The 24,340-nt window shown below is 63.4% G+C and carries 30 protein-coding genes; 10 read left to right on the top strand and 20 right to left on the bottom strand.

Annotated elements, in window-relative coordinates; all coding sequences use genetic code 11:
- Positions 1-67: 67 nt before the first annotated feature.
- From RFM52_RS21840 to sppA, 3 genes are all read right to left on the bottom strand, one after another.
- Positions 68-400 carry a DUF1049 domain-containing protein gene (locus tag RFM52_RS21840; RefSeq protein WP_320296888.1) on the bottom strand — a complete coding sequence of 111 codons (333 nt, stop codon included), beginning with the start codon at positions 398-400 and terminating at the stop codon, positions 68-70.
- A gap of 115 nt (positions 401-515) precedes the next feature.
- Positions 516-800 (bottom strand): integration host factor subunit beta, encoded by a 285-nt coding sequence (locus RFM52_RS21845; RefSeq protein WP_027165368.1) that lies wholly within the window; start codon positions 798-800, stop codon positions 516-518.
- A gap of 75 nt (positions 801-875) precedes the next feature.
- The gene (gene sppA, locus RFM52_RS21850) at positions 876-1,832 is read right to left on the bottom strand and encodes a signal peptide peptidase SppA (RefSeq protein WP_320296887.1); all 957 of its coding nucleotides are present in this window, start codon (positions 1,830-1,832) and stop codon (positions 876-878) included.
- 391 nt (positions 1,833-2,223) lie between these two features.
- On the opposite strand from sppA, the gene lptC reads away from it, so the two are divergent.
- From lptC to ptsN, 6 genes are all read left to right on the top strand, one after another.
- On the top strand, positions 2,224-2,937 hold the full coding sequence (gene lptC, locus RFM52_RS21855; protein WP_320296886.1) for an LPS export ABC transporter periplasmic protein LptC: 714 nt from the start codon (positions 2,224-2,226) through the stop codon (positions 2,935-2,937).
- Positions 2,924-3,520 (top strand): LptA/OstA family protein, encoded by a 597-nt coding sequence (locus RFM52_RS21860; protein WP_320296885.1) that lies wholly within the window; start codon positions 2,924-2,926, stop codon positions 3,518-3,520. The genes lptC and RFM52_RS21860 overlap by 14 nt, the downstream gene beginning before the upstream one ends.
- Positions 3,520-4,338 carry an LPS export ABC transporter ATP-binding protein gene (gene lptB, locus RFM52_RS21865; protein WP_320296884.1) on the top strand — a complete coding sequence of 273 codons (819 nt, stop codon included), beginning with the start codon at positions 3,520-3,522 and terminating at the stop codon, positions 4,336-4,338. Before RFM52_RS21860 ends, lptB begins: the two co-directional genes overlap by 1 nt.
- A 179-nt stretch (positions 4,339-4,517) precedes the next feature.
- On the top strand, positions 4,518-6,047 hold the full coding sequence (gene rpoN, locus RFM52_RS21870; RefSeq protein ID WP_320296883.1) for an RNA polymerase factor sigma-54: 1,530 nt from the start codon (positions 4,518-4,520) through the stop codon (positions 6,045-6,047).
- A gap of 417 nt (positions 6,048-6,464) precedes the next feature.
- On the top strand, positions 6,465-7,046 hold the full coding sequence (gene hpf / locus RFM52_RS21875; protein WP_320296882.1) for a ribosome hibernation-promoting factor, HPF/YfiA family: 582 nt from the start codon (positions 6,465-6,467) through the stop codon (positions 7,044-7,046).
- A gap of 61 nt (positions 7,047-7,107) precedes the next feature.
- On the top strand, positions 7,108-7,572 hold the full coding sequence (gene ptsN, locus RFM52_RS21880; RefSeq protein WP_042641064.1) for a PTS IIA-like nitrogen regulatory protein PtsN: 465 nt from the start codon (positions 7,108-7,110) through the stop codon (positions 7,570-7,572).
- A gap of 156 nt (positions 7,573-7,728) precedes the next feature.
- Here ptsN and RFM52_RS21885 read toward each other — a convergent pair whose 3' ends face one another.
- Both RFM52_RS21885 and RFM52_RS21890 read right to left on the bottom strand, forming a co-directional pair.
- Positions 7,729-7,986 (bottom strand): BQ00720 family protein, encoded by a 258-nt coding sequence (locus RFM52_RS21885; RefSeq protein WP_112096587.1) that lies wholly within the window; start codon positions 7,984-7,986, stop codon positions 7,729-7,731.
- A 63-nt stretch (positions 7,987-8,049) separates the two neighbouring features.
- On the bottom strand, positions 8,050-8,475 hold the full coding sequence (locus tag RFM52_RS21890) for an Hsp20 family protein (RefSeq protein ID WP_320296881.1): 426 nt from the start codon (positions 8,473-8,475) through the stop codon (positions 8,050-8,052).
- A gap of 242 nt (positions 8,476-8,717) precedes the next feature.
- Here RFM52_RS21890 and RFM52_RS21895 point away from each other — a divergent pair, with 242 nt between their 5' ends.
- Positions 8,718-9,659 (top strand): nucleoside hydrolase, encoded by a 942-nt coding sequence (locus tag RFM52_RS21895; protein WP_320296880.1) that lies wholly within the window; start codon positions 8,718-8,720, stop codon positions 9,657-9,659.
- A 39-nt stretch (positions 9,660-9,698) separates the two neighbouring features.
- Here RFM52_RS21895 and RFM52_RS21900 read toward each other — a convergent pair whose 3' ends face one another.
- The 8 genes from RFM52_RS21900 to RFM52_RS21935 form a co-directional block, all read right to left on the bottom strand.
- Positions 9,699-10,313, bottom strand: a complete 615-nt coding sequence (locus tag RFM52_RS21900) for a LysE family translocator (RefSeq protein ID WP_320296879.1) — start codon at positions 10,311-10,313, stop codon at positions 9,699-9,701.
- Between the two features lie 101 nt (positions 10,314-10,414).
- The gene (locus RFM52_RS21905; protein WP_320296878.1) at positions 10,415-11,872 is read right to left on the bottom strand and encodes an amidase; all 1,458 of its coding nucleotides are present in this window, start codon (positions 11,870-11,872) and stop codon (positions 10,415-10,417) included.
- Positions 11,872-12,777, bottom strand: a complete 906-nt coding sequence (locus RFM52_RS21910) for a ribokinase (RefSeq protein WP_320296877.1) — start codon at positions 12,775-12,777, stop codon at positions 11,872-11,874. Before RFM52_RS21910 ends, RFM52_RS21905 begins: the two co-directional genes overlap by 1 nt.
- A gap of 150 nt (positions 12,778-12,927) precedes the next feature.
- Positions 12,928-13,410 (bottom strand): hypothetical protein, encoded by a 483-nt coding sequence (locus RFM52_RS21915; protein ID WP_320296876.1) that lies wholly within the window; start codon positions 13,408-13,410, stop codon positions 12,928-12,930.
- Positions 13,385-13,945, bottom strand: coding sequence for a hypothetical protein (locus tag RFM52_RS21920; protein WP_320296875.1), 561 nt, complete (start codon positions 13,943-13,945; stop codon positions 13,385-13,387). Before RFM52_RS21920 ends, RFM52_RS21915 begins: the two co-directional genes overlap by 26 nt.
- Positions 13,912-14,304, bottom strand: a complete 393-nt coding sequence (locus tag RFM52_RS21925) for a PDZ domain-containing protein (RefSeq protein WP_320296874.1) — start codon at positions 14,302-14,304, stop codon at positions 13,912-13,914. The genes RFM52_RS21920 and RFM52_RS21925 overlap by 34 nt, the downstream gene beginning before the upstream one ends.
- 22 nt (positions 14,305-14,326) lie before the next feature.
- Positions 14,327-14,800 (bottom strand): hypothetical protein, encoded by a 474-nt coding sequence (locus RFM52_RS21930; protein WP_320296873.1) that lies wholly within the window; start codon positions 14,798-14,800, stop codon positions 14,327-14,329.
- A gap of 238 nt (positions 14,801-15,038) precedes the next feature.
- Positions 15,039-15,944, bottom strand: coding sequence for a methylated-DNA--[protein]-cysteine S-methyltransferase (locus RFM52_RS21935; RefSeq protein WP_320296872.1), 906 nt, complete (start codon positions 15,942-15,944; stop codon positions 15,039-15,041).
- 115 nt (positions 15,945-16,059) lie between these two features.
- Here RFM52_RS21935 and RFM52_RS21940 point away from each other — a divergent pair, with 115 nt between their 5' ends.
- The gene (locus RFM52_RS21940) at positions 16,060-16,875 is read left to right on the top strand and encodes a class I SAM-dependent methyltransferase (RefSeq protein WP_320296871.1); all 816 of its coding nucleotides are present in this window, start codon (positions 16,060-16,062) and stop codon (positions 16,873-16,875) included.
- A gap of 106 nt (positions 16,876-16,981) precedes the next feature.
- Here the strand turns inward: RFM52_RS21940 and RFM52_RS21945 are convergent, their stop codons facing one another.
- Entirely contained in the window at positions 16,982-17,476 is a 495-nt protein-coding gene (locus RFM52_RS21945; protein ID WP_320296870.1) for a DUF2244 domain-containing protein, read from the bottom strand.
- 23 nt (positions 17,477-17,499) lie between these two features.
- Here RFM52_RS21945 and nth point away from each other — a divergent pair, with 23 nt between their 5' ends.
- Positions 17,500-18,306 carry an endonuclease III gene (gene nth / locus RFM52_RS21950; protein ID WP_320296869.1) on the top strand — a complete coding sequence of 269 codons (807 nt, stop codon included), beginning with the start codon at positions 17,500-17,502 and terminating at the stop codon, positions 18,304-18,306.
- 238 nt (positions 18,307-18,544) lie between these two features.
- Here nth and RFM52_RS21955 read toward each other — a convergent pair whose 3' ends face one another.
- Positions 18,545-19,000 (bottom strand): DUF2214 family protein, encoded by a 456-nt coding sequence (locus RFM52_RS21955; protein WP_320296868.1) that lies wholly within the window; start codon positions 18,998-19,000, stop codon positions 18,545-18,547.
- 304 nt (positions 19,001-19,304) lie between these two features.
- On the opposite strand from RFM52_RS21955, the gene RFM52_RS21960 reads away from it, so the two are divergent.
- Entirely contained in the window at positions 19,305-19,865 is a 561-nt protein-coding gene (locus RFM52_RS21960; protein ID WP_320296867.1) for a GNAT family N-acetyltransferase, read from the top strand.
- Positions 19,866-19,964: 99 nt separating this feature from the next.
- On the opposite strand, the gene RFM52_RS21965 is transcribed toward RFM52_RS21960, so the two are convergent.
- From RFM52_RS21965 to RFM52_RS21985, 5 genes are all read right to left on the bottom strand, one after another.
- Complete coding sequence (locus tag RFM52_RS21965; RefSeq protein ID WP_320296866.1) at positions 19,965-22,442, bottom strand: EAL domain-containing protein; 2,478 nt, start codon at positions 22,440-22,442, stop codon at positions 19,965-19,967.
- 300 nt (positions 22,443-22,742) lie between these two features.
- On the bottom strand, positions 22,743-23,141 hold the full coding sequence (locus tag RFM52_RS21970) for a DUF1801 domain-containing protein (protein WP_320296865.1): 399 nt from the start codon (positions 23,139-23,141) through the stop codon (positions 22,743-22,745).
- Positions 23,142-23,220: 79 nt separating this feature from the next.
- Positions 23,221-23,664, bottom strand: a complete 444-nt coding sequence (locus RFM52_RS21975) for a DUF1801 domain-containing protein (RefSeq protein WP_320296864.1) — start codon at positions 23,662-23,664, stop codon at positions 23,221-23,223.
- Entirely contained in the window at positions 23,664-23,897 is a 234-nt protein-coding gene (locus RFM52_RS21980) for a hypothetical protein (RefSeq protein ID WP_320296863.1), read from the bottom strand. The genes RFM52_RS21975 and RFM52_RS21980 overlap by 1 nt, the downstream gene beginning before the upstream one ends.
- 37 nt (positions 23,898-23,934) lie before the next feature.
- Complete coding sequence (locus RFM52_RS21985; RefSeq protein WP_320296862.1) at positions 23,935-24,327, bottom strand: VOC family protein; 393 nt, start codon at positions 24,325-24,327, stop codon at positions 23,935-23,937.
- Positions 24,328-24,340: the final 13 nt, after the last annotated feature.

The raw sequence follows: 24,340 nt of genomic DNA on the forward strand, positions 1-24,340 counted from the left end.
TCCGTAAGGCGTTACTCAGAGAGCATGATGCACTCGAAAGCCGCTTCGCAGTTTTCGGCGTCATGCTCTAGTTCGTCGGCTTGGGCAGCGCCGGTCCGTTCGGCGCCGCGGGCGTGCGGCTCACCGCCTGGCGCAGGTTCTCGGCTTCCAGACCGCGCTGGCGCGCGAGCTTGCGGTAGCGCCCCTGCTTCACCCAGGTTGCCATGCTGCCGACGACCATGCCGACGGCCAAGGCCAGGAACAGGAAGATGAAAAGCGGCAGGTTCAGCGTCAGCGCGGGATTGCCGGGATGGAATGGGTCGAGCGTGAAGGCGACGGGGCCGCGGTTGGCGACGGCGAGCGCGATCAGGATGATGGCCAGCGGCACGAAGACCACGACGAGGATGAAGCGATTGAACATCAGATCTCCATGGAGAGGCTTCTTGAGGCGCGCATGCTTGTCCCGAAACCCGCCTCCACTTTCGGGAGACATGCTTTAAGCGCCAAGATGCGGTTTCAACGCGCCGGCGCGGCGCCTATTTGCCGCCGTTCAGCCTCTCGCGCAACTCCTTGCCGGTCTTGAAGAACGGCACCCACTTTTCCTCGACTTCGACGGATTCGCCGGTGCGCGGGTTGCGGCCGGTGCGGGCGGGACGATTCTTCACCGAAAAGGCGCCGAAACCGCGCAGCTCGACCCGGTTGCCCTCGGCAAGCGCATCGGTGATCTCGTCAAAGATCGCGCCGACGATGTTTTCGACATCGCGCAGGAAAAGGTGCGGGTTGCGTGCAGCAATGATCTGCACAAGCTCGGATTTGATCATAGACGTTCCCCGTAAACCACTGGAATCGATTATCAGGATGATTTTATTGCTTTTTTGGCAGGTACCAACGGTGCCTCAAGGGTGCCAGACCGAAACGAGACCGTCAAGAAACAAGCGGTCGGCACCGAGTTCGTGAATGACATCGCCGCCGGCATCAGGCAGGCCGAGCGCCTTGGCCGCCATTTTTGCCATCGACTGGGAAAACAGGAAACCGCCACGCCTGTCCTTGTTCTTCCACTCGACGACCTTGAGCTTGCCGTCCACGCCCTTCGTCGCCAGCCAGTCGATCGCCTCCTGCTCGCCGCCGACCGCGTCGACCAGATGGTTGGCCAAAGCCTGGCGGCCGGTGAAGATCGAACCGTCGGCCAGCGCCAGCGCCTGCTCATGCGTCATCTTGCGGCGGTCGGCGACGATACCGACGAACCAGTCGTAACTGTCGAGGATCAGCTTGCGCACCATGGCTCGCTCGTCGTCATTGGTCGGCTTGAAGGGCGAAGGCGAAGCCTTGAGTGGCGACGATTTCACTTCCTCCAGCTTGATGCCGAGCTTGTCCATGAGACCGCTGACGTCGGGATACTGGATCAGCACTCCGATCGAGCCGACGATGGAGGTCTTGCGGGCGACGATGTGGTCGGCGGCGCTGGCGATCATATAGCCGGCCGATGCCGCCAGCGTGCCGACTTCGGCCACCACCGGCTTGTCGCCGGCAAGCTTGCGCACGGCTTCGAATGTGGACTCGCCGCCGACCGTAGTGCCTCCGGGCGAATCGATCGAGAGGATGACGCCCTTCACCTCCGGCGACGTGCGGATCGCTTCCAGCCTTTTGAGCAGTTCTTCGTCCTCGGTGATGGTGCCTTCAATCTTGACCTTGGCGATATGAGGGACTGCCTGGCCGATAAAATTGTCGCCATAGACCCAGGCCAAGAAGGCGATAATTGCCGCCGCCAGGACAACAAAAGCAGCCACGCGCCAGAAAGTCAGCTTGCGGCGCAAGCGGCGGCGGTCGATCAGGTCATCGGCTCTCATTGCCATCGTCAGCCTCATGGGTGGTGGGAAAGCACGCTTTTAAAGCAAGCCTCGGCACAGAGCTACCGTTTCGTGGGATCGGCTGCCGCTTCACGGAACGGTGATCGGCCGGACCTCACTGTCCTGATGCAATTCCCGCCGGAAACCGCCCGCACTTTTCCTGGAATGGCTAGAAAGGCCCGGCTTCGGGCTTCGGTGTTGACGCCGGCCTCACGAAAAATTAACGCAAGCAGTCAGTATCTGCTATGAAGTACAAGCCGTCCCGCTGGATTCCCCTCGATTTTGCGGGCGGCAGTTGTCACATTTTTGCAGTTTTCCTCCGCTTGTGCTTGCTTGTAGGTGCCGGCATACCACCTATAGTCGGTGTTTGGGCGGGCAAAGGTCCATTAGAAAAGTCATGTTGGCGCGATCTGACGAAACGAGCGATGCCGGTGAGGCATCGGCTCCCGCGAGCCAGGACGGCGCGCGTGGTGATGCCTTCAACCGCGCAAAGCGGCACTCGCGCCGCGTGCGTGTGCTGAAATTCGCGGTGCCGCTGCTCGCGGTTGCGATCGCCGTCGCATTTCCGGTCTATTCCTACCTGAAGGCACCCCTGTCCGTCTCGGTGCAGGCAGACGGCACGGCGTTCTCCGACGGCAAGCTGGTGATGGCCAATCCGAAGCTCAATGGCTTCACCAAGCAGAAGCTGCCCTATTCGCTGACGGCGACCAGGGCGACGCAGGATGTTGGCCAGCAGGCCGTCATCGACCTTGAAGGCATCAATGCCAAACTGCCTGTCGCCTCCGACAACATCGTGTCGGTCGACGCCGCGCACGGTATCTACAATCGCGACGCCAATACGATGGACCTGACCAGCGACGTCGCCGTGACGACGACGGACGGACTGGTGGCGAAGTTCAAATCGATCTTCCTAGACATGGGCAAAGGCTCTATGAAGACGAGCAATCCGGTCGATGTCAGCCGTGGCGGGTCGCGCATCACCGCGGACTCGATGTCGGTCGATGACAATGGCAGGCTCGTGGTCTTCGAGAACCGGGTTCGCGTCAACATAGATCCAGCCGCGCTGAAGGCTGCGGGGGTAAACGGTGGAGAACAGAATGCGTCGCAGTAAATCCGCATGGCTTCCGGGCGCTGCCTCCGCATTGCTGCTTCTGGCGACCGCGCATTCGTTCGCGCAATCGAGCGCGACCAGCCAGATCCCGGGGTTGAAGCTGTCGGGCGACCAGCCGATCCAGATCGAAAGCGACAAGCTCGAGGTGCGGCAGAACGAGAGCATGGCTGTTTTCAGCGGCAACGTGACCGTCAATCAGGGGCCGACCCTGCTCAAGGCCGGCAAGATGACGGTCTACTACGTCAAGGACCCCAAGGCTGACAAAAGCGCTGCCGCGGGGGCGTCGGCGATGACGGGCGCGGCCAATATCGACCATCTCGAGGTCGAGAACAAAGTCTACATCAAATCGAACGACCAGATCGCCACCGGAGACACCGGCAAGTTCGACATGAAGACGCAGGTGCTGGTGCTTTCGGGCAAGGAAGTGGTGCTGTCGCAGGGCGACAATGTACTCAAGGGCTGCAAGCTCACCGTGCAGATGAAGAGCGGCCTCGGCAATGTCGAAGGCTGCCCGCGCGTCATCATGATGTTCAAGCCGCAGAAGCAGGATGCGACCCAGAACCAGGGAGCGTCGAGCAACTAATGGCCGGCGTAACTTCGCTGCTTGCCCGTCTTCCGGGGCGGGCGGCCGCCCGACCGGCTGCGTCCGCGACGGCCGGCGTCGACAAGGAAAAATTCAAGGGCACCCTGATCGCCAAGGGCCTGACCAAGAGCTACAAGGGCCGTAAGGTGGTCAGCGGGGTGACGATCGGCGTGCGCGCCGGCGAAGCGGTCGGCCTGCTCGGTCCCAACGGCGCCGGCAAGACCACCTGTTTCTATATGGTCACCGGCCTTGTGCCCGTCGATGAAGGTTCGATCGAGATCGACGGCTTCGACGTCACCTCGATGCCGATGTACCGGCGTGCCCGCCTTGGCATCGGCTACCTGCCGCAGGAGGCGTCGATCTTCCGCGGCCTCAATGTCGAACAGAACATCCGCGCCGTGCTGGAAGTGGTCGAAAAGGATCGCAAGGTGCGCGAACGCAGCCTCGACGAGCTGCTCGAGGAATTTCACATCAGCCATCTGCGCAAGGCGCCGTCGATGTCGCTGTCGGGCGGCGAGCGTCGTCGCCTCGAAATCGCGCGGGCGCTGGCGACGCGGCCGGCCTACATGCTGCTCGACGAGCCCTTCGCCGGTATCGACCCCATCGCCGTCGCCGACATCCAGCAGCTCGTTCGCCACCTCACGGCGCGCGGCATCGGCGTCTTGATCACCGACCACAATGTGCGCGAGACGCTCGGCCTGATCGACCGCGCCTATATCATCCATGCCGGCCAGGTGCTGACGCATGGCCGGGCCGACGAGATCGTCGCCAACGCCGATGTGCGGCGTCTCTATCTCGGCGAGGGCTTCACCCTCTGATCCGCGGTTTTCGCGTTTTTTCGGGGCCGCGTCCGACTTTCGGTTATTTTAGCGCTCGATAACGCTCCGGTAAGCGGCAGCTGTTAGCGTTTTCCTTGACAAGCAAAAGCCGGGCCAGTTTCTATGCCCGACCGAAAAACTTTATGTACGACGCGTAGACGAGGCGTTTGAATCCCACCATGGCGCTGGCAGCCAAACTGCAGCTCAGACAGTCCCAGTCGCTGGTGATGACGCCGCAGCTGATGCAGTCGATCCGGCTGTTGCAGCTCACCCATGTCGAGCTCGAGCGCTTCATCGACGAGGAGATCGAGCGCAACCCGCTGCTGGAGCGGGCCGAACCGCAGGACGACGCGGCCGGCGACCAGGCCCAGAAAGGCGAGGCGGCGTCGGACAAGGATCCCGAGGGCGACTGGTTCGAGGGCGAGACGGAGTGGAGCGCCGAAGCGATCTCGCAAAAGCTCGATTCTTCGCTGGAGAACCTGTTTCCCGACGATCCCGGCACCAGCGAGAGGCTGGGGCCCGATCTCACGGCGCAGTGGAAGTCGGCCGCGGGCGGCGGCGCCGGCACAGCGTCATCCGAGGGGTTCGACGTCGGCGACATGGCCGCGGCCGCCATTACGCTGCGTGAGTATGTCGGCGAGCAGATCGCGCTTGCTTCGCTTAGCCCCGCCCAGCGGCTGATCGCGGGCGAGCTGGGCGACGGGCTCGACGAAGCCGGTTATCTGCGCACCGAACTCGATGAGATCGCGGTCCGGCTCGGCACGGATGACGCGGCGGTGGCGCGTGTGCTTGGCGTCTGCCAGACCTTCGAGCCGGCAGGCCTTTTCGCGCGCGACCTCGCCGAATGCCTGTCGCTGCAGCTTGCGGCGCGCGACCGGCTTGATCCGGCGATGAAGGCGCTGGTTGCCAACCTCGAGCTTCTGGCGCGGCGGGATTTCCAGACGCTGAAACGCATCTGCGGCGTCGACGAGGAGGATCTGCTCGACATGCTGGCCGAGATCCGCGCGCTCGATCCGCGGCCCGGCCTGGCGTTTTCGGGCGGCGCCAGCGATGCGATCGTCGCCGATGTCGAGGTCCGCGCCGCCAATGACGGCAGCTGGGCGGTGGAACTCAACGCCGACACGCTGCCGCGCGTGCTGGTGGACAATGTCTACTTCGCCCGCATTTCGAGCCACGCCAAGGATCAGGCGGAAAAGGATTTTCTCGCCGAATGCCTGCAGAACGCCAACTGGCTGACGCGCAGTCTCGACCAACGGGCCAAGACCATCCTCAAGGTGGCCTCCGAGATCGTGCGGCAGCAGGATGCCTTCCTCGTCCATGGCGTGCGCCACCTCAAGCCGCTCAACCTGCGCACGGTGGCCGACGCCATCGGCATGCATGAATCGACAGTCAGCCGCGTCACTGCCAACAAATACATGCTGACGCCGCGCGGCGTCTTCGAGCTGCGCTATTTCTTCACCGCGTCGATCGCCTCGGCGGAAGGCGGCGAGGCGCATTCGTCCGAGGCCGTGCGCGATCGCATCAAGCAGATGATCGACGAGGAGAAGCCAGCCGACGTGCTGTCCGACGATGCCATCGTCGACATGCTCAAGGGAAGCGGGGTCGATATTGCGCGCCGCACCGTCGCGAAATATCGCGAGGGCATGAATATTCCCTCGTCGGTTCAGCGGCGGCGGGAGAAGCGAGCGCTCGCGAACGCCGGCCGCTAGGCTTGTCGGTACTCGCGATGCCAGCCTGCGAATGGCGGTTTCTGCGCTTCCGGTACTCGCGTACCTCAAAGTACGCTCCGTTCCGGTTCTCGAAAACCACCAATCTCGGTTCAGCCTGACCCGAATCTCAACAAGCCGAGGTCGCTGCGAGATGCGCGGATTTTTCACAATTGCCAAGCTTCATTGACAAGCCGCAATGAAGTGGCTAGAAGCCCGCCCGCATGAGCGGGGCGGTAATGCCCGCTCGCGAAAGGGTCCGTCAGACACGGCCACGGACGGCCAAGAAGGCGACTTGTGATCAACCGGAAAGTTCGGGTCTAAAATCGGCGCGCATGCCGCTGCGAAGCTTGTGCGCGCGCGCCACGGGTATAAACTCGGGAACAGTTTGAAGCCTGAGCAAGGAAGGTCAGTTTTCAGATGAATCTACGCATTTCGGGAAAACACATGGACATCGGCGATGCGTTCCGCACGCGCATCAACGACCGGGTCGGCGAGGCGATCGAGAAATATTTCGATCGGGGTTTTTCAGGACATGTCACGGTCATCAAATCGGGGTCGCGTTTCTCCGCCGATTGCATGGTCCGGCTCGATTCCGGCGCTTCGCTGCAGGCGACCGGCGACGCCCAGGATCCGACGCTGGCCTTCGAGGCCGCCGCCGACCGCCTGGAAACACGGCTGCGGCGCTACAAGCGCCGGCTGAAGTCGCGCAATACGGGCAACGGCGAAGAGCCGACCGACATCGCCTATACCGTGATGGCCCCCCTTACCGACGACGAGGAAGATATTCCGGAGGACTTCGCTCCGGTCATCGTTGCCGAATCAAGCATGACGCTGCGGACCATGTCGGTGGCGTCGGCTGTCATCGAGCTCGACAACAGCGACAGCCCGGTCTTCCTGTTCCGCAATGCCGGGACCGACCATCTCAACATCGTCTACCGCCGGCCGGATGGCAATATCGGCTGGATCGATCCGTCGACGACCAAAGTCGCGCAGGCATAAAAAGCCAGCCGCGCGAGGGGGCGACGACTGGCGCGGCAGGCGAGCAAGGGATTTTTCAAGCATGGATCTCAGTGATCTCATCAGCGTCCCGGCGATCATGCCGGCGTTGAAAGCGAATTCCAAAAAGCAGCTTCTGCAATTGCTGTCGGAGAGGGCGGCGGCGATTTCGGGGATTCCGGAACGGGAGGTGTTCGACACCATCCTGCAGCGCGAGCGACTTGGCTCGACCGGCGTCGGCAACGGCATCGCCATTCCGCATGGCAAGCTCGCCGGCGTGAAGCGGATCGCGGGGGTCTTCGCCCGGCTGGAAACGCCGGTCGATTTCGAGGCGCTGGACGACCAGCCGGTCGACCTGGTGTTCCTGCTGCTTGCGCCCGAAGGCGCCGGCGCCGACCATCTCAAGGCGCTGTCGCGCATCGCGCGCGTGCTGCGCGACGCGGACACGGTTGCCAAGATCCGCGGGACGCGCGACGCGGTGGCGATCCACGCGTTGCTGTCGGACACACAGGCCTCGCACGCGGCCTGAGTCTCTTTGGTCGAGCGCAATTCCGGACGGAAGGCCACGGCGAGGTCACCGAGCCTAACGGTTTCACACTTTTCTGGAATTGCTGGAAATTTTTTGGATTAAAGCTTCCAAGGGCCGCCGTGAGCGGCCCTTTCCCTTTCGAAGACCTGAGCCGCGTTAGTGGATCGCGACGGTGGTCAGGTCGTTCTCCAGCGCACCCGCCAGCGCCCGGTCACGGGCATCGGAAAGCAGGATCGGCTGGCCGTTGGCGGCAAACAGCGCCCACAGCTCCATGCCGGGCGCGATTTCCTCGAGGCCGGGGAAGCGGCCGCGCAGGTCGTCGCTCGACACTTTCCTGAGATAGGCGACCGAACCTTCGCCGAGATGGGCGAGTTCGCCGCTGGTCATGGTGTTCACTTCGTCAGTTCTGGTCATTTCAAGCCTCCTTGGCGCGAGGACGCCAGAATTGGCCGCCTCGCATAGAGCCATCGGCGAAGGTTAGTCTTTCACCGATATGTTTATTTTCCGTACCAGCCGCTCGGCCTCCGGCCGGTCGAGATCGACCGACAGCAGGCCGTTCTTCAGTTCCGCCGCGATCACCCGCATGCCGTCGGCCAGCACGAAACAACGCTGGAACTGGCGCGCGGCGATGCCGCGGTGGAGGAATTCGCGCTCGGTGTCGTCGGTCTGGCGGCCGCGCACGATCAGCTGGTTCTCCTCCGTGGTGACATCGAGGTCGCTTTCGGCAAAACCGGCCACGGCCAGCGTGATACGCAGCCTCTCGGACTTGCCGTCGGCAGCGTTCAGGCGTTCGATGTTGTAAGGAGGGTAGCTGTCGCCAGACTTCGCCAGACGCTCAAGCGTCTTTTCCATGGCATCGAAACCCAGGAGAAGCGGGCTGGAGAAGGGCGTCATTCGACTCATTGTTACACTGTCCTCTGAAGAGCGACACAAACTGGAAAAACCCAGATGGCATTTTTCCCGATGGCCTTGATATGGTCTGCCGCGCGATCAAGTTCAAGCCACTGAAATCAGGATGACGTTTCGTTGAACCGCCATCCTGGTTCAGCTCTTCAGTGGAGCATGATCTTGTCCGAAAACCGGTTTCCACTTTTCGCGGTCATGCTCTAAACCCCGCCCAAAAAGACTCCCCAAAAGGAATTGAAATGCCCCAGTCCAGAAAGATCATCATCGACACCGATCCCGGCCAGGACGATGCCGTCGCCATATTGCTGGCGCTCGGCAGCTCGGAGCTGGAGATCGTCGGTATCACCGCGGTTGCAGGCAACGTGCCGCTGAAGCTGACCCAGAACAACGCCCGCAAGATTTGCGAGCTGGCCGGCAGGCCGGACATCAAGGTCTATGCCGGCGCCATCCGCCCGATGGCGCGCGAACTCGTCACCGCCGAGGAAGTGCACGGCAAGACCGGCCTCAACGGGCCGCAACTGCCCGAGCCGACCATGCCGTTGCAGGAACAATACGCCGTCGATTTCATCGTCGAGACGCTGATGCGCGAGGAGGCAGGCACCATCACGCTCTGCCCGCTCGGGCCGCTGACCAACATCGCGCTGGCGCTGATCCGCGAGCCCAGGATCGCGCCACGCATCAAGGAAATCGTCCTGATGGGCGGCGGCTTCTTCGAAGGCGGCAACGTCACGCCGGCCGCCGAATTCAACATCTATGTCGACCCGCAGGCCGCCGATCTGGTGTTCAAATCGGGCATTCCGATCGTGATGATGCCGCTCGACGTCACCCACAAGGCATTGACCACGTCCAAGCGCATCCAGGCTTTCCGCCAGCTCGGCACCAAGGTCGGCACCGCGACCGCCGAGATGCTGGAGTTCTTCGAGCGCTACGACGAGGAGAAATACGGCACCGATGGCGGGCCGCTACACGATCCGTGCGTGATCGCCTACCTGATCAAGCCGGAACTGTTCAAGGGCCGCCACTGCAATGTCAGCGTCGAGACCGCGTCGGAGCTCACCATGGGCATGACGGTGATCGACTGGTGGGGCGTCACCAAGCGCGAGAAGAACGCCACGGTGATGCGCGACATCGACCATGACGGCTTCTTCGCGCTGCTGGTGGAGCGGCTCGGGCGGCTGTAGCCCCTCTTCCTTCTCCCGCAAGGGGAGAAGGGGAAGCGCTCACTTCGCCTTCGAGAACGCCAGCCACAGGCCGCCGCCGACCAGGAAGGTGCCGCTGATGCGCGACATCAGCCTGACGCGGCTGGCCGACAGCATCCGGCCGGCGCGGCCGGCGGCAAGGGCGTAGGTCGAGTCCGACATGGCGGCGAAGATCATCGCGGTCAGGCCCATCACGACGATCTGCAGCGTGTAATTGCCCTGTGGTGAAATGAACTGCGGGAAGAAGGCGCCGAAGAACACCAAGGTTTTCGGATTGCTGACGGCGACCAGGAAGCCCTGCAGGAAGAAGCCGCCGCGCGGTTTTTTCGCCGATCCGTCGGGGTTCAGCGTGCCCTTGGCGCGGAACATCTGCACGCCCATCCAGATCAGGTAGGCAGCGCCGATCAGCCGCACCCACTCGAACCAGTGGCCCATGCCGGCGATCAACGTGTTGAGGCCGATGCCGACGATGGCGATCATGATGGCAAGCCCGGCCTGGGTGCCGGCGACGTTGGCCAAGCCTGCGCGCGAGCCGTGGCGGATGCTGTTGGCGATGATCAATGTCACCGTCGGACCCGGTACCAGGATGATGACGATACAGGCGACGACATAGGTGGCGTAGAGTTCCAGCGACATGGTCTTCCTCGGATGGACGGAGGTGATGCGGCGGTGGCTGGGGGATCAATGCACGGCGCGGCCGCCGGCGCAAGTCGCCCTGCCTTGTCGACCAGAATCGCTCAGCCAGCTCCCACCGGCCAGGGCAGCGTCGTCTCATAGGCGGCGCCGGCCTTGAGCACGGCGAGGTCGCCGCGCGGGCGGCCGATCAGTTGCATGCCCATGGGCCGGCCCTTCTCGTCGAAGCCGGCCGGCACGTTGAGCGCCGGGCAGCCGCCGAGCGTGGCGAAGGCCGAGACCTGCATCCAGCGGTGATAGCTGTCCATGGGCCGCCCCGCGACCTCGCGCGGCCAGTGGGTCGAGACGTCGAAGGGAAACACCTGGGCGGTGGGCAGCGCGATCAGGTCGAAGCGCTCGAACAGCGACAGCAGCGTTCGGTGCCAGGAGGTGCGCCGGACGGTCGCGGCATGGATCTGCGGCGCGGTGAGGCGTATCGCCTGTTCCACTTCCCAGACGGCCTCAGGCTTCAGAAGCTTGCGCTTTTCCGGGTCATCGTAATGCGATTTCAGCCCGCAGCCGCTGCTTGACTGGCGCAAGGTGACGAAAGCCTGCCACAGCGCCTCGAAATCGACATCCGGAACCAGGGCTTCGCTATGGAACGACGCGTCGGCGAAGCGGGCAAGGGCGGCCTCGCAGAGGTCGAGTACGCCCGGTTCCGTCGGCAGGTGGCCGCCGAGATCGCCCAGCCAGGCAATGCGGCCGCCGGACGCTTTCGCGCCCAAGCCGTCGAGGAACGAGCCCTCCTTGGCATATGACAGCGGCGCGTGCGGGTGGTAGCCGGCCTGTTCGTCGAGCAAAAGCGCGATGTCGCGAATGTTGCGGCCCATCGGCCCTTCGACGCCCATCTGCGAATGGAAGACATCGAAGTCCGGGCCTGCAGGCACAAGGCCCTGCGAGGGACGGAAGCCGTAGACATTGTTGTAGGCGGCCGGATTGCGCAGCGAGCCGCCGAAGTCGCTGCCGTCGGCGACCGGCACCATGTCGAGCGCCAGCGCAACGGCCGCGCCGCCGCTCGATCCGCCGGCGGTGAGCGCCGGGTCGAAGGCGTTGAGCGTCGGCCCGAAGACCGGATTGTAGGTGTTGGAGCCCAGCCCGAATTCCGGGACATTGGTCTTGCCGATGATGATGGCGCCGGCCTTGCGGACGCGCTCGACGAAGAAATCGTCCACGTCGGGGATGAAATCGGCGAAGATCGGCGAGCCGAAGGTGGTTCTGAGCCCTTTCGTCAGGGCGAGGTCCTTGATGGCGATCGGCAGGCCGAACAGCAATCCGGCCTCGCCGCCGCGGGCCAAATGAGCATCGGCCCTGTCGGTCTCGGTCAGGATATCGGCGCGCTCGCGCAGCGAAACGATGGCGTTGACCAGCGGGTTCACCGCCTCGATGCGGTCGAGGAAAGCGCCGGCGACCTCGCGCGCCGACAGATGGCGCTGCCTGATCTTTTCGGCAAGCTCGACGGCGGAGAGGCGGCAGATATCGCCGGCCGGCGGCACGGCATGCTTGGTGACGGGACGCATGGCCATTACCGGGCTCCCGCCAAGGCGGCGTCGACGTCCTTTGCCGGCGGGATTGCCGGCTGCGCGCCGGGTTTCAGGCAGGCAAGCGAGCCGGCGGCCGCTGCACGGGTAAGCGCCTCCTGGAGCGAGAGGCCGGACGAGAGGCTGGCGCCAAAATAACCGCAGAAAGTGTCGCCGGCGCCGACCGTGTCCACCGGCGTGATCTTCAGCGCCGGAACGGTGAGGAAGTCGTCCGGCGTGGCGGCGAGCACGCCGTCGCCACCCAGCGTGACGACGATGGCGCGGCCTGTCTTTTTGGCATAGTCGCGCATGCGGGCAGGGCGATCGCGGCCCGAGAGCGCCAGCGCCTCGCCATAGAGATCGAACTCGGTTTCGTTGGCGACGGCATAGTCGGCCTTGCCGACGAATCCGGCGGCCTCGGCACGGAAGGGCGCGGTGTTGAGCACGCTGACGGCGCCCGCCGCGCGCGCCGCGTCGAGCGTTGCCTCGACCGTCTGCAGCGGGATCTCATGCTGCAAGAGCACGACGTCGCCCTTTTTGAGATAGGCCTTGGCGACATCGCCCGGCACTACCGAGTCGTTGGCGCCAGGCACGACGGCGATGACGTTCTCTCCATCAGCGCCGACCAGGATCAACGCCGTGCCGGTGGAGGCGAAGCTCTGGCCGATGCCGGACAGATCGACGTTGCCGGCCTTGAGAAGCGCGAGCGCTTCGGCGGCAAAACCATCCTTGCCGACGGCGCCCACCATGCGCACCGGCGCGCCGGCGCGCGCAGCGGCCAGGGCCTGGTTGGCACCCTTGCCGCCGGGCGCGGTGGCGAAGCCGGAGCCGCGCACCGTCTCGCCGGGTTCCGGCAAACGGTCGACATTGGCGATGAGGTCGAGGTTGATCGAGCCGACAACGATGATCAAGAAGTGCCTCCTGCTGGAGCCGTCCAGCCTTCGATTGACGGGACCAACTCCAAGTATTTGCTTTTACACAATTGATTGCGCCGGAAGCTAGCTGCAAAGACCGCCGGTTGCCAGATCATGCCGGTTGCGCGGGCTCTTGGCCCACAGGCATCATTCGCAGCGCACCGTGACCGTGCCCTGATAGTTGCCTGCCGGGAAGATGCCGGGCGACTTGGTGGCGGTCAGATCGACCTGGATGGTGTGGGTGCCGTTGGTCACCCGCTGCGGCGAGCTGCCCGGAATGTCCAGCCCGGATCCGTCGAGCCGGAAGACGGTGCCGAAGGTGACGTTGGTGTCGCCGCCGCTCGGCGCCGAGGTGAAAGCGATCGGCGCCGGCGCGGAGACGGTATAGCAGTCTAGCAGGTTTAGGATCGAACACAGTGTCGAGTTCGCGGTGATGGTGGCGCCGGCGCTCGACCCACCTGCCTGCTTGGAGCCCAGGGTGTTGATGGCCAGGTTCGATTTCATCGTCCCCGAGGCGCCGATCATGATCGTGCAGGTGCCGATGATCGCCGCCTGTGCCGGCAGACAGAAGCAGGCGAGCGCTGCTATCGCCAACGGCGCTCGACTATTTCCGCTTCTTTTTCTTCTCATTGCCGGTCGTGCCTCTGATGCTCCAGCCTTCATTGGCCCATCCTGCCGACGTCGCCGAGCGAGCTGCGGGAGCCGCGGAAGCTGTTGCGGCCGTGGCAGCGGTGTTCGTCGTGCTCCCCGTCGTCTGGCCATCGGTGCCGAGGCCCATTTTGAGGAGCTTCAATTCCAGCTGCAGGCGCTCAACCTCCAGCTCGTAGAGGCGGCTGCAATCGACGCGTTTCGGAGTCCGCCCGATCGGGATCACCACGCGGCCGTATGTGGCGATGTCGCTGTTGGCCTGGTTGTTGCTGTTGTTGCCGCGGATGACACCAAGGTCGAGATAGGCACCGCTGCCGGAAACGGCTGAGCGGCAGGTCGTGCCGTCACTGGCATGAACCTCGTCCTGGCCCTGAGGCAGGCTGACGCCGGGCAGGCTGAAACCCGTCTGGTTCTGGTTCAGGTTCAGGATATCCTCGGCAAGCCCCTGACTTACGACCGCCAGGACGGGCAGCAAGGACAGGGTCAGAACCTGCGATGCCCGAAGAACTTTCCGCATATCTGTGCCCTTATCTGGGTCTGCTCGCTTGGAAAGGGGATACTCTCGGTACAGATACGCACTTTACGCTCGTTCGCGCCGTCGAACGGGACGACCACCAGGACAGGGCGCGACGCCTGACCGGCCAGAAGGAAAGCGCTCGGCGTGATCCTGGCGTCGACGGGCTGGAAATCCTGGTCGTAGACATGCACCTCCACGCGTATGCGCTGGTTGTACGGGTTGCCCGGGAAGACGCGAACGGCGAAGGCATCCGTGAAGGATCGCACTTCGCCCCGCATCGGCGTCATCGACTGGCCGGTCGCTGCAACGGGAGACAACGCGGCAGTCAGGCCCGCCGCCAGAATTGCAATCGTTCTCAAGGACCGCTCCTTTCACGAGAGGCTATTCGCAGCGCAGCGTCACCGTTGCCTGGTAGTTGCCGGCGGAGAAGCGGTTCGTGCCGCTCTTGGTGCCGGCGAGATTGACCGCCACCGTCGATGTACCCGGCACCGTCAGCGCGGTCGCGGTGCCGGTTTCGGCGATCGTCTGCGCGCCGGAAGTGGCAAAGGTCGGGGTCCATGTCGTGGCCGTCGTATCCGAGGCGGGCACGGTCGTCGTGGTCACCGGATCGACGCTGAGCGAGACGCCGCCCGTGGTATCGACCTGAGCGCTGCCGGCCGAGCCGCCGGCATTGTGCGAGCTCAGCGACTGAAGATTGCTGCTGACGGTCATCGTGCCGTTGGAGTTGATCGTGACCGTGCAGGTCGCGGTGATCGTGCCGTTGAACAGCACGTTTCCGGTGGTGGCGGCCTGCCCCGTCTGGCAGGTGCAGGCGGCCAGCAAGCTCGCAGCCATGGCGGCGCGAAAGAACTTCATTGGGACCCCACTTTCGAGCCGGATGATGCGGCTCAACGTAGGGGTCATCTTCCCTTTATCGTGGTTAATTTAGCGTTAAATGAACTAATGTCGGAGAGCAACTTCAAACAAAACCGACAATAACCAGAGGTTGTCGCCGGTTGCATTTCGTGAATAAATCGATGTATTTATTTATCTTGCACTGACTTATATTACGAAACACGGTTTTTCGCAACGGGATACGAAAAAATCGATTGTTTCATGACGTCACTTGTCCCGCTTCCCAGCCGAGGATGGCACGCTTGCGTGTCAGGCCCCAATGATAGCCGGTGAGCGCGCCGGACTTGCCCAGCGCCCGGTGGCAAGGCACTACGAAGGACATCGGGTTGGCGCCCACCGCCGCGCCCACGGCCCGGCTGGCGCTCGGCGCGCCGATGCTTGCCGCGATCGAGGAATAGGTGCAGGCCCGGCCCATCGGGATGCGCAGCAAGGCTTCCCAGACGCGAAGCTGGAAATCGGTGCCGATCATCACCACGCGCAGCGGCTGGTCGGCCCGCCATTGCGTCGGGTCGAAGACCCGGGCGGCGTAAGCCTGGGTGGCCGACATGTCCTCGACGTAGGTCGCGTTCGGCCAGCGGCCTGACATGTCGGCGAAGGCGGCCCGCTCGCCGCCGGCGTCACAGAAGGCGAGGCCCGCGAGACCCCGGTCGGTGACCATGATCAGCGCGATGCCGAAAGGCGAGATGTGGTAGCCGTAGCGGATGGTGAGACCCGCGCCCCGGGTCTTGTAGTCGCCAGGCGACATCGCCTCATGGGTGACGAAGAGGTCGTGCAGCCGGCCGGGGCCGGACATGCCGAGCTCGAACGAGGTCTCCAAGAGCGGCATGCCGGAATCGAGCAGCCTGCGCGCATGGTCGAGCGTCACCGCCTGCAGGAAGGCCTTGGGCGACAAGCCGGCCCAGCGGGTGAAGAGTTTCTGCAGGCCGGTCGGCGTTTCGCCGACCTCTTCGGCCAGGACCTCGAGCGAGGGCTGGTCGCGATAGTCGAGGCTGATCTTCTCGATGGCGCGGCGCACGACGTCGTAGTCGCTGCCTTCCGGCGTGATGTCGTTCTGGAGGATCGCGGTCGGTTTCATGCGGGTATTCGTGGTCATCTGAGCGTTCATGGCAATATCTCCTTGGTCCCGAATATCGGTCTTCCAGAACTTTGCCTCCACCCGAAACTTGCCTTCCCGCATACAGCACCCAGATAGAGTGGGCTTCGGGCCGAAGAGGACGATCATGGCCGTCGAAAAGGTTGATCTGACCGGGGCAAGGGAAACCTTGCTGATGACGCTCTACGGCAAGGCGCTGGAGAGCCGGCTGCCCAATTCGCTTCTCCAGGACCGCTTCGCCGACGAGGCGTTGCGCAAGATCGACTATGATTTCGCAAGGCTCAAGGTCGATGCCAATCTCGGTTTGGGATTTGCAATCAGGGCGAAGACCCTGGACGTTTGCGTCGCGGATTTCCTTGCAAGATATCCGGACGCGATCGTGCTGCATCTGGGATGCGGGCTCGATACGCGGGTATTTCGTGTCGACCCACTGCCAGGCATCGACTGGTTCGACGTTGACTATCCGGAAGTCGTCGAGCTCAGGCGCAGGCTCTACCCGTCCAGGGACCGTTACCACCCGATCGCTTCCTCGGTGACCGAGCCGGATTGGCTGGCCGCGGTGCCCCGCAATCGCCCGGCGATCGTGGTGGCGGAGGGGCTGACGCCGTATCTTCCCGCCGACGAGGGACCGCGGCTGCTTGCGCGGCTTGTCTCGCATCTTGCCGGCGGTGAGTTGATGTTCGACGCCTATAGCCGGTTCGGGCTGAAGCTGATGCGCCTCAATCCGGCCATCAAGGCGACCGGCGCCGAGGTCCATTGGGCCATAGAGGATCCGCGCGACCTGGAGCGGGCGGTGCCCAAGCTTCGCTTCATCGGCGAGATCCCGTCCTACAAGCCGGAGCAAGGGGCGCGCCTGGGCTGGTCGGCGCGTCTGTTCGTCGGTCTCTGGAAGCTTATCCCAGCGATGCGCAAGGTCGGCAGGCTGCTGCGCTACCGGTTCTGAAACGGCTATTTTGCCGTGAGCATGATCTTGTCCGAACCGCAGGTCAGCGAAAGCAAAAACCGGCGTCCACTTTTCGCTGACGCGGACCTTCGGTTCGGGATCATGCTCAGCGCGTCTTGGCGGTCGCCAGCGCGCGCGAAAAGGCGGTGGCAAAACTTTCGCGGTCGTCGGGATTGAGGAAGGCGCCGATCGCCACGCTCTTGCCCTGCGCTTCGACGGCCATTTTGGTGATGCCGATCTCGCTGTGGCGGGCGATCGAGAACCGCGTCCAGAAAGGGTTGAAGCGATGATCTTCCGAGCGGCCGGATGGCGCTGTCTTGCGGATGTCGAGACTGGTGCGCGAGACCGAGATTTCCTCACGGGCGCGCGCCGCCCGGTAATTGGCGCGGAAGGCGATGTAGACGGCGATCACGTCGAGGCCAAAGAAGCCAAACACCGGCCAGGCGCCGTGCGCCAGGAAGAAGGCGCCGGTGACCGCCCAGCCGAACACAAGCGCTCCCATCAGGATCAGGAAGCCGGTACGGCCGAGCGAGCGGTGCGGCGTCAGCAAAGCCTGGAAAAATGGCTCGTCGGCTTCGAATGAGGCGTTTGTGTCGCTCATGAGGGGATATTATAGGAAGGGATATGGCGCCTCCCAAGTCGAAAAAATCCGCAGCCGTCAAAAAACCTCAACCCGCCGTCGCGGGCGGCGGCCGGGCGCCTGGTCGGCGGCCATCAAAAGCCGCTTCGCGCTCGCTCTACACGCCGGCCGAGGTGCATGAGATATTCCGGCGCTTTTGCGTGCAACGGCCGGAGCCGAAAGGCGAGCTCGACTATGTCAACGCCTTCACCTTGCTGGTCGCGGTGGTGCTGTCGGCGCAGGCGACCGATGCCGGCGTCAACAAGGCGACGAAGGCGCTGTTCGGCGCGGCCGACACGCCGGCCAAGATGCTGGCATTGGGCGAGGCCAAGGTCGGCGACCATATCCGCACCATCGGTCTGTGGCGCAACAAGGCCAAGAACGTGATCGCGCTGTCGAAGGCGCTGATCGACGATTATGCGGGCCAGGTGCCGCAGGATCGCGACGAGCTGGTGAAGCTGCCTGGCGTCGGGCGCAAGACCGCCAATGTCGTGCTCAACGTCGCTTTCGGCCAGCACACCATGGCGGTCGACACGCATATCTTCCGCATCGGCAACCGGATCGGGCTGGCGCCCGGCAAGACGCCGGAACAGGTCGAACAAGGGCTGATCAAGGTCATCCCGGCCGAATTCATGCGCCATGCGCATCACTGGCTGATCCTGCATGGCCGCTATGTCTGCAAGGCGCGCAAGCCCGATTGCCCGGCCTGCGTGATCGCCGACATCTGCAAGTCGAAGGAAAAGACCACCGACGTGCCGGCCCCGCTGGTGCAGATCGCGCCGCTGGATGAGAGGTTTCCGGTCGAAGCCTAGGGCGGTGTTCTCGTGTGTTTTCACCGTTTCACGGAACCGGCGAAACGCCCTATCTCTTTGTTTTTACGCAATTCCGGACGGAAGGCTACGGCGAAGTCGCCGAGCCTAAAGCGCGTCGCGCTGAAACGGATTCAGTCGACGCGCTTTAGGTCCTTTGTTTGATGCATGTCGTTGCCACAAAACCGAGGTCACTTTTGCGCGACATGCATTAACCGCTCACACTTTTCCTGGGATTGCTCTAATAGCCGTAGCCACGGGCCATGGCTGCGGCAAAAACCGGAATGAGCAGGAAGATGAAACCCTCGGCGCGGACATAGTTCTTCACCGAAGCCAGTTCCGCCGTGGGCACCGCGAAAGACGGATCGCCGCTCGCCTGCCTGTTCCAGGAGATGAAGCGCATGGTCGGCACGATCGACAGCAGGCCGACGATGGCGAAGGCCACCATCTTTGCCCAGAACACCCAATTGTAGACGTAGAATTCCCAACCTTTCAGGCCGAAGAACACACGGCAGACGCCGACGATGACGATCAGCGCGGCGATGATGCCGTAATGGCGGTCGATGCCGGCAAGGCGCTTCAGCGTCGGCGACGCCAGATCGCCGCGCACCAGCACGAACTCGGCGCCGATGATACCGGCCAGCGAGAACACCAGAAGGTGATGGACGATGGCCAGCAGAAGGTCGGCGGTGTCCATGATTCTTCTCCGGTCGAATTGCGTTTCTGGGTCGGCTGCGCGCAAACTAGCATCGCCAGGCGAAAAGCCCATAGCGACGCAGCCGCGCCATGGCCGCTATGGCTGGAAGAGCCACTGCATTATCCTGGCCCTTGTTCGCGCGCGCTGGTTTGCTAGTGCGTTTCACGGAAACGGTGAAACGCACCAGCTTCTTTTGTTTTTACGCAATTCCGGACGGAAGGTTACGGCGAAGACGCCGAACTTAACCGCTCACACTTTTCCTGGAATTGCTTTAAGCGCTGCCGCCTCAATGGAGGGGAATGCCATGAGCATCAAGACGGAAGCCGGCGTGCCGATCCTCGAGACGGCGCGCACCGTTCTGCGGCCGCACAGGCTGGACGATTTCGAGACCTATGCCGCCATGTGGGCTGAGCCTGCCGTCACCCGCTTCATCGGCGGCAAGCCGCGCACGCGGGAGGAGAGCTGGATGCGCTTCCTGCGCCATGCCGGCCTGTGGTCGCTGATCGGCTATGGATTCTGGGCGATCGAGGACAAGAAGACGGGGCGCTTCATCGGCGAGGCCGGGTTCCACGATCTGAAGCGTGAGATCGAGCCGTCGATCGAAGGCGTGCCGGAGGCGGGCTGGGCGCTGGCCTCGGAGACGCATGGCCAGGGGCTTGCGAGCGAAGTCGTCGGGCGGATCGTCGCCTGGAGCGACGAGGCGCTCGGACAGGCGAGAACCGTCTGCATCATCGATCCGGAAAACGGCGGTTCGAAGAAGGTGGCCGAGAAGAACGGCTATCGGGAAATCTTGCGCACCACCTATCACGAGAAGCCGACGATCCTGTTGGAACGGCAGGCCGGATCCGGGAAGGGAAGCGCTTAAAGCAGGTCGCGTGAAAAAGGATTCACGCAACCTGCTTTAAGTCTTTGATCTTAAGAATGTCTTTGTCCCGAAACCGGGACCACTTTCGGGAGACATGCTTTAGCCCGCCTTGCGGCGCAAGGCCCGCGCCACGCCTTCCCACGCGTCCGCCCTTGCACCCGGCCGGGTGCCCAGAACCGTCGTCGCATCGAATGGCTGCGGCCTGGCTATGGCATAGCCCTGCGCGTAATCGACGCCGATCGCTTTCAAGGCTTCGACGATGCCGTCGCTTTCGACGAATTCGGCTATGGTGCGTTTCCCCGTCACCTTGCCGATATGATGGATCATCTCGACCATGGCGCGATCGATGCGGTCGTCGAGCATGTCCTTGACGAAGCCGCCGTCGATCTTGAGATAGTCGACCGGCAGATGCTTCAGGTAGGCGAAGGACGACATGCCGGAGCCGAAATCGTCGAGCGCGAAGCGGCAGCCCAGCCCGCGCAGGTCGGCAATGAAACGCATGGCCTCGGTGAGATTGGCGATGGCGCTCGTCTCGGTGATCTCCAGGCAGATCGTTTCGGGCGCAATGGCATGCGCGGCGAACTGCTCGCGCATGAAGCCGAGGAACGTCTCGTCGCCGAAAGTGGCGCCGGAGAGATTGATCGCGCAGGTGGATATCGGGGTCGCGCGGGGATCGGTGCGTCTGGCCGCTAGTGTGGCGAAGGCGTTGCGCACCACCCAGCGATCGATCGCCGGCATCAATCCGTAGCGCTCCGCCGCCGGGATGAAGCTCTGGGGGGTGATGAAGCTGCCGTCCTCGTCGGTCAGCCTGAGCAGGATTTCGATATGCGCGCCCGGCTCGGCGATATCGTCCCGCAGCGGCGCGATCTCCTGCGCATGCAGCCTGAAGCGGTTCTCGTCCAGCGCGGCATGCAGGCGCTGCACCCAGGCCATCTCGCCGAAGCGCTCGCGAAGTGCCGAGTCGCCGTCGCTGTGGAGCTGGACGCGGTTGCGGCCCTTTTCCTTGGCCATGTAGCAGGCGACGTCGGCGGCGCGCAGCACCTCCTCCAGCGTCATGCCGACATTAGCGATTTCGACCATGCCGATGCTGACGCTGATGTTGAAGGGACGCCCTTCCCAGGAGAAATGCAGGTCCTGGACCGTGGCGCGCAACCGTTCGGCCGTGGCGGCGGCGCAATCGGCATCGCAGTCGAAGAGCAGGACGCCGAACTCGTCGCCGCCCAGTCTCGCCAGGATGTCGCCGGGCGGCAGCTCATTGGCGAGCAGCACCGAGATCTGGCGCAGCAACTGGTCGCCGGCGGCATGGCCGCACGTATCGTTGACCAGCTTGAACTGATCGAGATCGAGATACATCAGCGCGTGCCGGCGCGGGCTTTCCGGCGCCTCGGAGATCGCGCCTGCCAGACGGTTCTCGAAGTCGCGGCGGTTGACGAGACCGGTCAGCGCATCATGCGACGCCTGCCACGACAGGCGCTCGATATAATCCTGCTCGCGCGTCATGTCATGCAGGGCCAGGACGCAACCGAGGATCGCGCCGGAGACGATCAGCGGCGCGCCGTTCAGCGCCACCGGCACGACCGAACCGTCGGCGCGCTCCAGAAGCTGCGGGCGCACATTGGAGCGGCGCGGCTCGCCCGCCAGCAGGCGCGGGACCAGATCGGTCTCCTCGACGCCGCTGTCCTTGTCGACGAGCCGGAACAATGAGGCGACCGATCTGCCCTTGGCGGCGGCGAGCGAGCAGGCAAGCAGCCTTTCCGCTCCGGCATTCATATAGTCCAGCCGTCCCTCGGCATCGGTGCTGATGACAGCCTGGCCGATCGAGGCCAATGTGATCTGGGCACGCTCGCGCTCGGCGTTGAGGGCGTTCTGGAAGGCCTGGCGCTGTTTCATCAGCTTGCGCGTGCGCCAGACGGCGAGCACGATAAGCAGGGCGGCGGTGGCGAGATTGGCCGCCGTCAGCACCATCTTGATGAAGCGCGATCCCTCGCCGAGACTGTCGGAAAATGCTTTGGACAGCGGCCCGACCCGGCGATCGAGCTGGTGGATCTGCGCCTTCCAGAGGCTGATCTCGGCCGCGGATGCCGGCCCCTTTTCGAGATTTCGATGCATGTCGTCGCCGAGGCTTTCAATGGCGAGGATCATCTCGTCGGCCGCCGTCCAGTGGCGGATCGCGGTATCGAGATAGCTCACGCCACGGAAATTCCGGTATAGCCAGATCAGGCTGGCGACATCGTCGGGGTGGTTGTTGCCACCGAGAAAGCCGAGCCGGGCGGCATTCGTGTCGGGCTCGGCCTGGTCGAGCGCCAGCCGCGCGGCGCGGTCGGCCAACGGCACGGCGATGGCTTGACGATACTCGCTGAAATACTCTTCCCGGCCGGTGTCGGCATAGAGGCTCAGGAAATAGATGGCGTGTTTCTGCCCCTTCGACCATTGGCTCTCGCCGCCGACATAGGCGCGGACGGCTGACAGCGTGTGGAGGCTGAGCGTCGCAACCAGTGCCTGGATCAGGACGACCGCGACGAACGGCCAGACCAGTCCGATGAGACGCTGGCCGGCATCGGTCGATGAGAGCTTCATCCCATTCCCATGGAGCTTGCGCTGGCTCCCTCGGTGTCTGTCCGACTGGCTCATCCGTCGGTTGAGACGATGTTCTTCCCCGCATGTCGTCCAGTTACTGGCGACACCAATCCAGATAACGCGCCTGGCTTAACAGCCGATAAATTTGTCCAGTATTTGTTTCATGAGTTATTGCTCAGCTACAGAAGGCCGCTTACGCTGCGTGATGCCGATATTTTGTGCATAGTATCGGTCCGCAGTGCGAGGACACAGAAGAAAAAGCCGGCAACATCAATCCGATAGCGCCGAGGGGCAGCCGCCTCAGCGCTTGGTCCTGGATTTGTTGAGGGCCACGGCTTCGCGAACGAGCGCCTTCAGGGCATCAGCGTCGATCTTGTCGCCTTCCTTGAAATCGATGGCGCGCCGGGTGTTGCCTTCGAGGCTGGAGTTGAAGAGCTTCTTGGGATCGGGCAGCGCCGCGCCCCTGGCGAAGGTCAGCTTGACGACGGCCTTGTAGGTCTCGCCGGTGCAAATCATGCCGGCGTCCTCCCAGACCGGCACGCCGCGCCATTTCCATGTCTCGACGGCTTCCGGCGCGGCCTGCCTGATCAGGGCGCGGAGCCGGGCAAGCGTCTCGCCGCGCCAGTCGCCGAGCTCCTCGATCCTTGCGTCGATCAGCTCGGATGGAGACTTGCCGTCCTGCGTGTCGCCTTGTTGCATGTCCGTTTCTCCCTTGAAGTTGGATAAGAGATCGCCACCATGTCCCTTTCAGGGAGACGGCGCTTGATCTTTCGTGCGCTTACATCCGCTCGCCAGGCAGCTGGCTCGCCTGCTTGACCCAGGATACGAACTGCTCCTCGTCAAGCCGGTCGTCCTCATGGATGTGGAAATAGCGCGTGTCCCTGCTCCTGGATTCGACGGGGGGCACGGGCTTCAGCGACATTCCACGGAAGAACGCCACCTTGATGTATCTGGCGAAGCAATGGATGCCGAGGAACCAGCCCTCGCCCTCCATGCCGTAGAATGGAGAGTTCCATTTGACGGCCTTCTGCGCATTGGGGACGGCCTGCATGATAAGCTGGTCGAGCCGGCGCCCGACCTCGCTCTTCCAGCCCGGCATCGCAGCGATATAGGCCTGCACGGGCGCGTCGCCATAGCCCTTGGCGATCTGCGGGTTGCCGCCTGAAAGCAGGACGGGCTCCTTGTCCGGAGACGCGGCAGTCTTTGCTTTCGCCTTCGCCATCAGGCCGATCCCGTGCGCTCGCCCGCCGGCTCGCCGCGGCGGCCGGCGGCATAGGGCAGCACGAACATGTAGAGCCCGCTGAACAGCAGCAGGAAAAGCGGGATCAACGGCGAATAGACGATCCAGGCGGGCGGCGGGCCCATGGCCATGGCGGCGAAGTTGGCAATGACGGTGACGGTGAAGATGATCGACAGCCAGCGATGAAGCTGCCTGATCCATTTGCTCCAGTTCAATCTAACCTCCCTTAAATGACGAGACGGATCGAGCTGCCTACCAGCGCGCCAGCTGCGAAAGCTGAATGAGGTTGCCGCAGGTGTCGTTAAGCTGAGCGATGGTGGCGCCGGTCACTGCGGTCGGCGCCATGGCAAAGCTGCCGCCGTTGGCCTTGATGCGCTCATGGTCGGCCTGGATGTCATCGGTGAACAGCATCAGCGCCGGCTGGCCCTGCTTGAAGATGGCCTGCTGATAGGTCTTTGCCGCCGGATTGTCGTTGAGCGCCAGCTGCAGCTCGGTGCCGTCCGGATCGTCAGGCGAGGTGACCGTCAACCAGCGAAACGGTCCATTGGTGAAGTCGGCTTTCTTGGTGAAGCCCAGAATTTCGGTATAGAAGCCAAGGGCCTTTTCCTGGTCGTCGACATAGATGCTGGTCAGCTTGATCTTCATTTTCGTGTCTCCA

It is taken from the genome of Mesorhizobium humile (genome assembly GCF_033977215.1).
In the GTDB taxonomy this organism is placed as follows: Bacteria; Pseudomonadota; Alphaproteobacteria; order Rhizobiales; family Rhizobiaceae; genus Mesorhizobium; species Mesorhizobium humile.

Bases quoted from the DNA above. Each gene is read 5' to 3' on its own strand.
- RFM52_RS21840 (WP_320296888.1), bottom strand. From the start codon at position 400: ATGTTCAATCGCTTCATCCTCGTCGTGGTCTTCGTGCCGCTGGCCATC.
- RFM52_RS21845 (WP_027165368.1), bottom strand. From the start codon at position 800: ATGATCAAATCCGAGCTTGTGCAGATCATTGCTGCACGCAACCCGCAC.
- sppA (WP_320296887.1), bottom strand. From the start codon at position 1,832: ATGGCAATGAGAGCCGATGACCTGATCGACCGCCGCCGCTTGCGCCGC.
- lptC (WP_320296886.1), top strand. From the start codon at position 2,224: ATGTTGGCGCGATCTGACGAAACGAGCGATGCCGGTGAGGCATCGGCT.
- RFM52_RS21860 (WP_320296885.1), top strand. From the start codon at position 2,924: ATGCGTCGCAGTAAATCCGCATGGCTTCCGGGCGCTGCCTCCGCATTG.
- lptB (WP_320296884.1), top strand. From the start codon at position 3,520: ATGGCCGGCGTAACTTCGCTGCTTGCCCGTCTTCCGGGGCGGGCGGCC.
- rpoN (WP_320296883.1), top strand. From the start codon at position 4,518: ATGGCGCTGGCAGCCAAACTGCAGCTCAGACAGTCCCAGTCGCTGGTG.
- hpf (WP_320296882.1), top strand. From the start codon at position 6,465: ATGAATCTACGCATTTCGGGAAAACACATGGACATCGGCGATGCGTTC.
- ptsN (WP_042641064.1), top strand. From the start codon at position 7,108: ATGGATCTCAGTGATCTCATCAGCGTCCCGGCGATCATGCCGGCGTTG.
- RFM52_RS21885 (WP_112096587.1), bottom strand. From the start codon at position 7,986: ATGACCAGAACTGACGAAGTGAACACCATGACCAGCGGCGAACTCGCC.
- RFM52_RS21890 (WP_320296881.1), bottom strand. From the start codon at position 8,475: ATGAGTCGAATGACGCCCTTCTCCAGCCCGCTTCTCCTGGGTTTCGAT.
- RFM52_RS21895 (WP_320296880.1), top strand. From the start codon at position 8,718: ATGCCCCAGTCCAGAAAGATCATCATCGACACCGATCCCGGCCAGGAC.
- RFM52_RS21900 (WP_320296879.1), bottom strand. From the start codon at position 10,313: ATGTCGCTGGAACTCTACGCCACCTATGTCGTCGCCTGTATCGTCATC.
- RFM52_RS21905 (WP_320296878.1), bottom strand. From the start codon at position 11,872: ATGGCCATGCGTCCCGTCACCAAGCATGCCGTGCCGCCGGCCGGCGAT.
- RFM52_RS21915 (WP_320296876.1), bottom strand. From the start codon at position 13,410: ATGAGAAGAAAAAGAAGCGGAAATAGTCGAGCGCCGTTGGCGATAGCA.
- RFM52_RS21920 (WP_320296875.1), bottom strand. From the start codon at position 13,945: ATGCGGAAAGTTCTTCGGGCATCGCAGGTTCTGACCCTGTCCTTGCTG.
- RFM52_RS21930 (WP_320296873.1), bottom strand. From the start codon at position 14,800: ATGAAGTTCTTTCGCGCCGCCATGGCTGCGAGCTTGCTGGCCGCCTGC.
- RFM52_RS21935 (WP_320296872.1), bottom strand. From the start codon at position 15,944: ATGAACGCTCAGATGACCACGAATACCCGCATGAAACCGACCGCGATC.
- RFM52_RS21940 (WP_320296871.1), top strand. From the start codon at position 16,060: ATGGCCGTCGAAAAGGTTGATCTGACCGGGGCAAGGGAAACCTTGCTG.
- RFM52_RS21945 (WP_320296870.1), bottom strand. From the start codon at position 17,476: ATGAGCGACACAAACGCCTCATTCGAAGCCGACGAGCCATTTTTCCAG.
- nth (WP_320296869.1), top strand. From the start codon at position 17,500: ATGGCGCCTCCCAAGTCGAAAAAATCCGCAGCCGTCAAAAAACCTCAA.
- RFM52_RS21955 (WP_320296868.1), bottom strand. From the start codon at position 19,000: ATGGACACCGCCGACCTTCTGCTGGCCATCGTCCATCACCTTCTGGTG.
- RFM52_RS21960 (WP_320296867.1), top strand. From the start codon at position 19,305: ATGAGCATCAAGACGGAAGCCGGCGTGCCGATCCTCGAGACGGCGCGC.
- RFM52_RS21965 (WP_320296866.1), bottom strand. From the start codon at position 22,442: ATGAAGCTCTCATCGACCGATGCCGGCCAGCGTCTCATCGGACTGGTC.
- RFM52_RS21970 (WP_320296865.1), bottom strand. From the start codon at position 23,141: ATGCAACAAGGCGACACGCAGGACGGCAAGTCTCCATCCGAGCTGATC.
- RFM52_RS21975 (WP_320296864.1), bottom strand. From the start codon at position 23,664: ATGGCGAAGGCGAAAGCAAAGACTGCCGCGTCTCCGGACAAGGAGCCC.
- RFM52_RS21985 (WP_320296862.1), bottom strand. From the start codon at position 24,327: ATGAAGATCAAGCTGACCAGCATCTATGTCGACGACCAGGAAAAGGCC.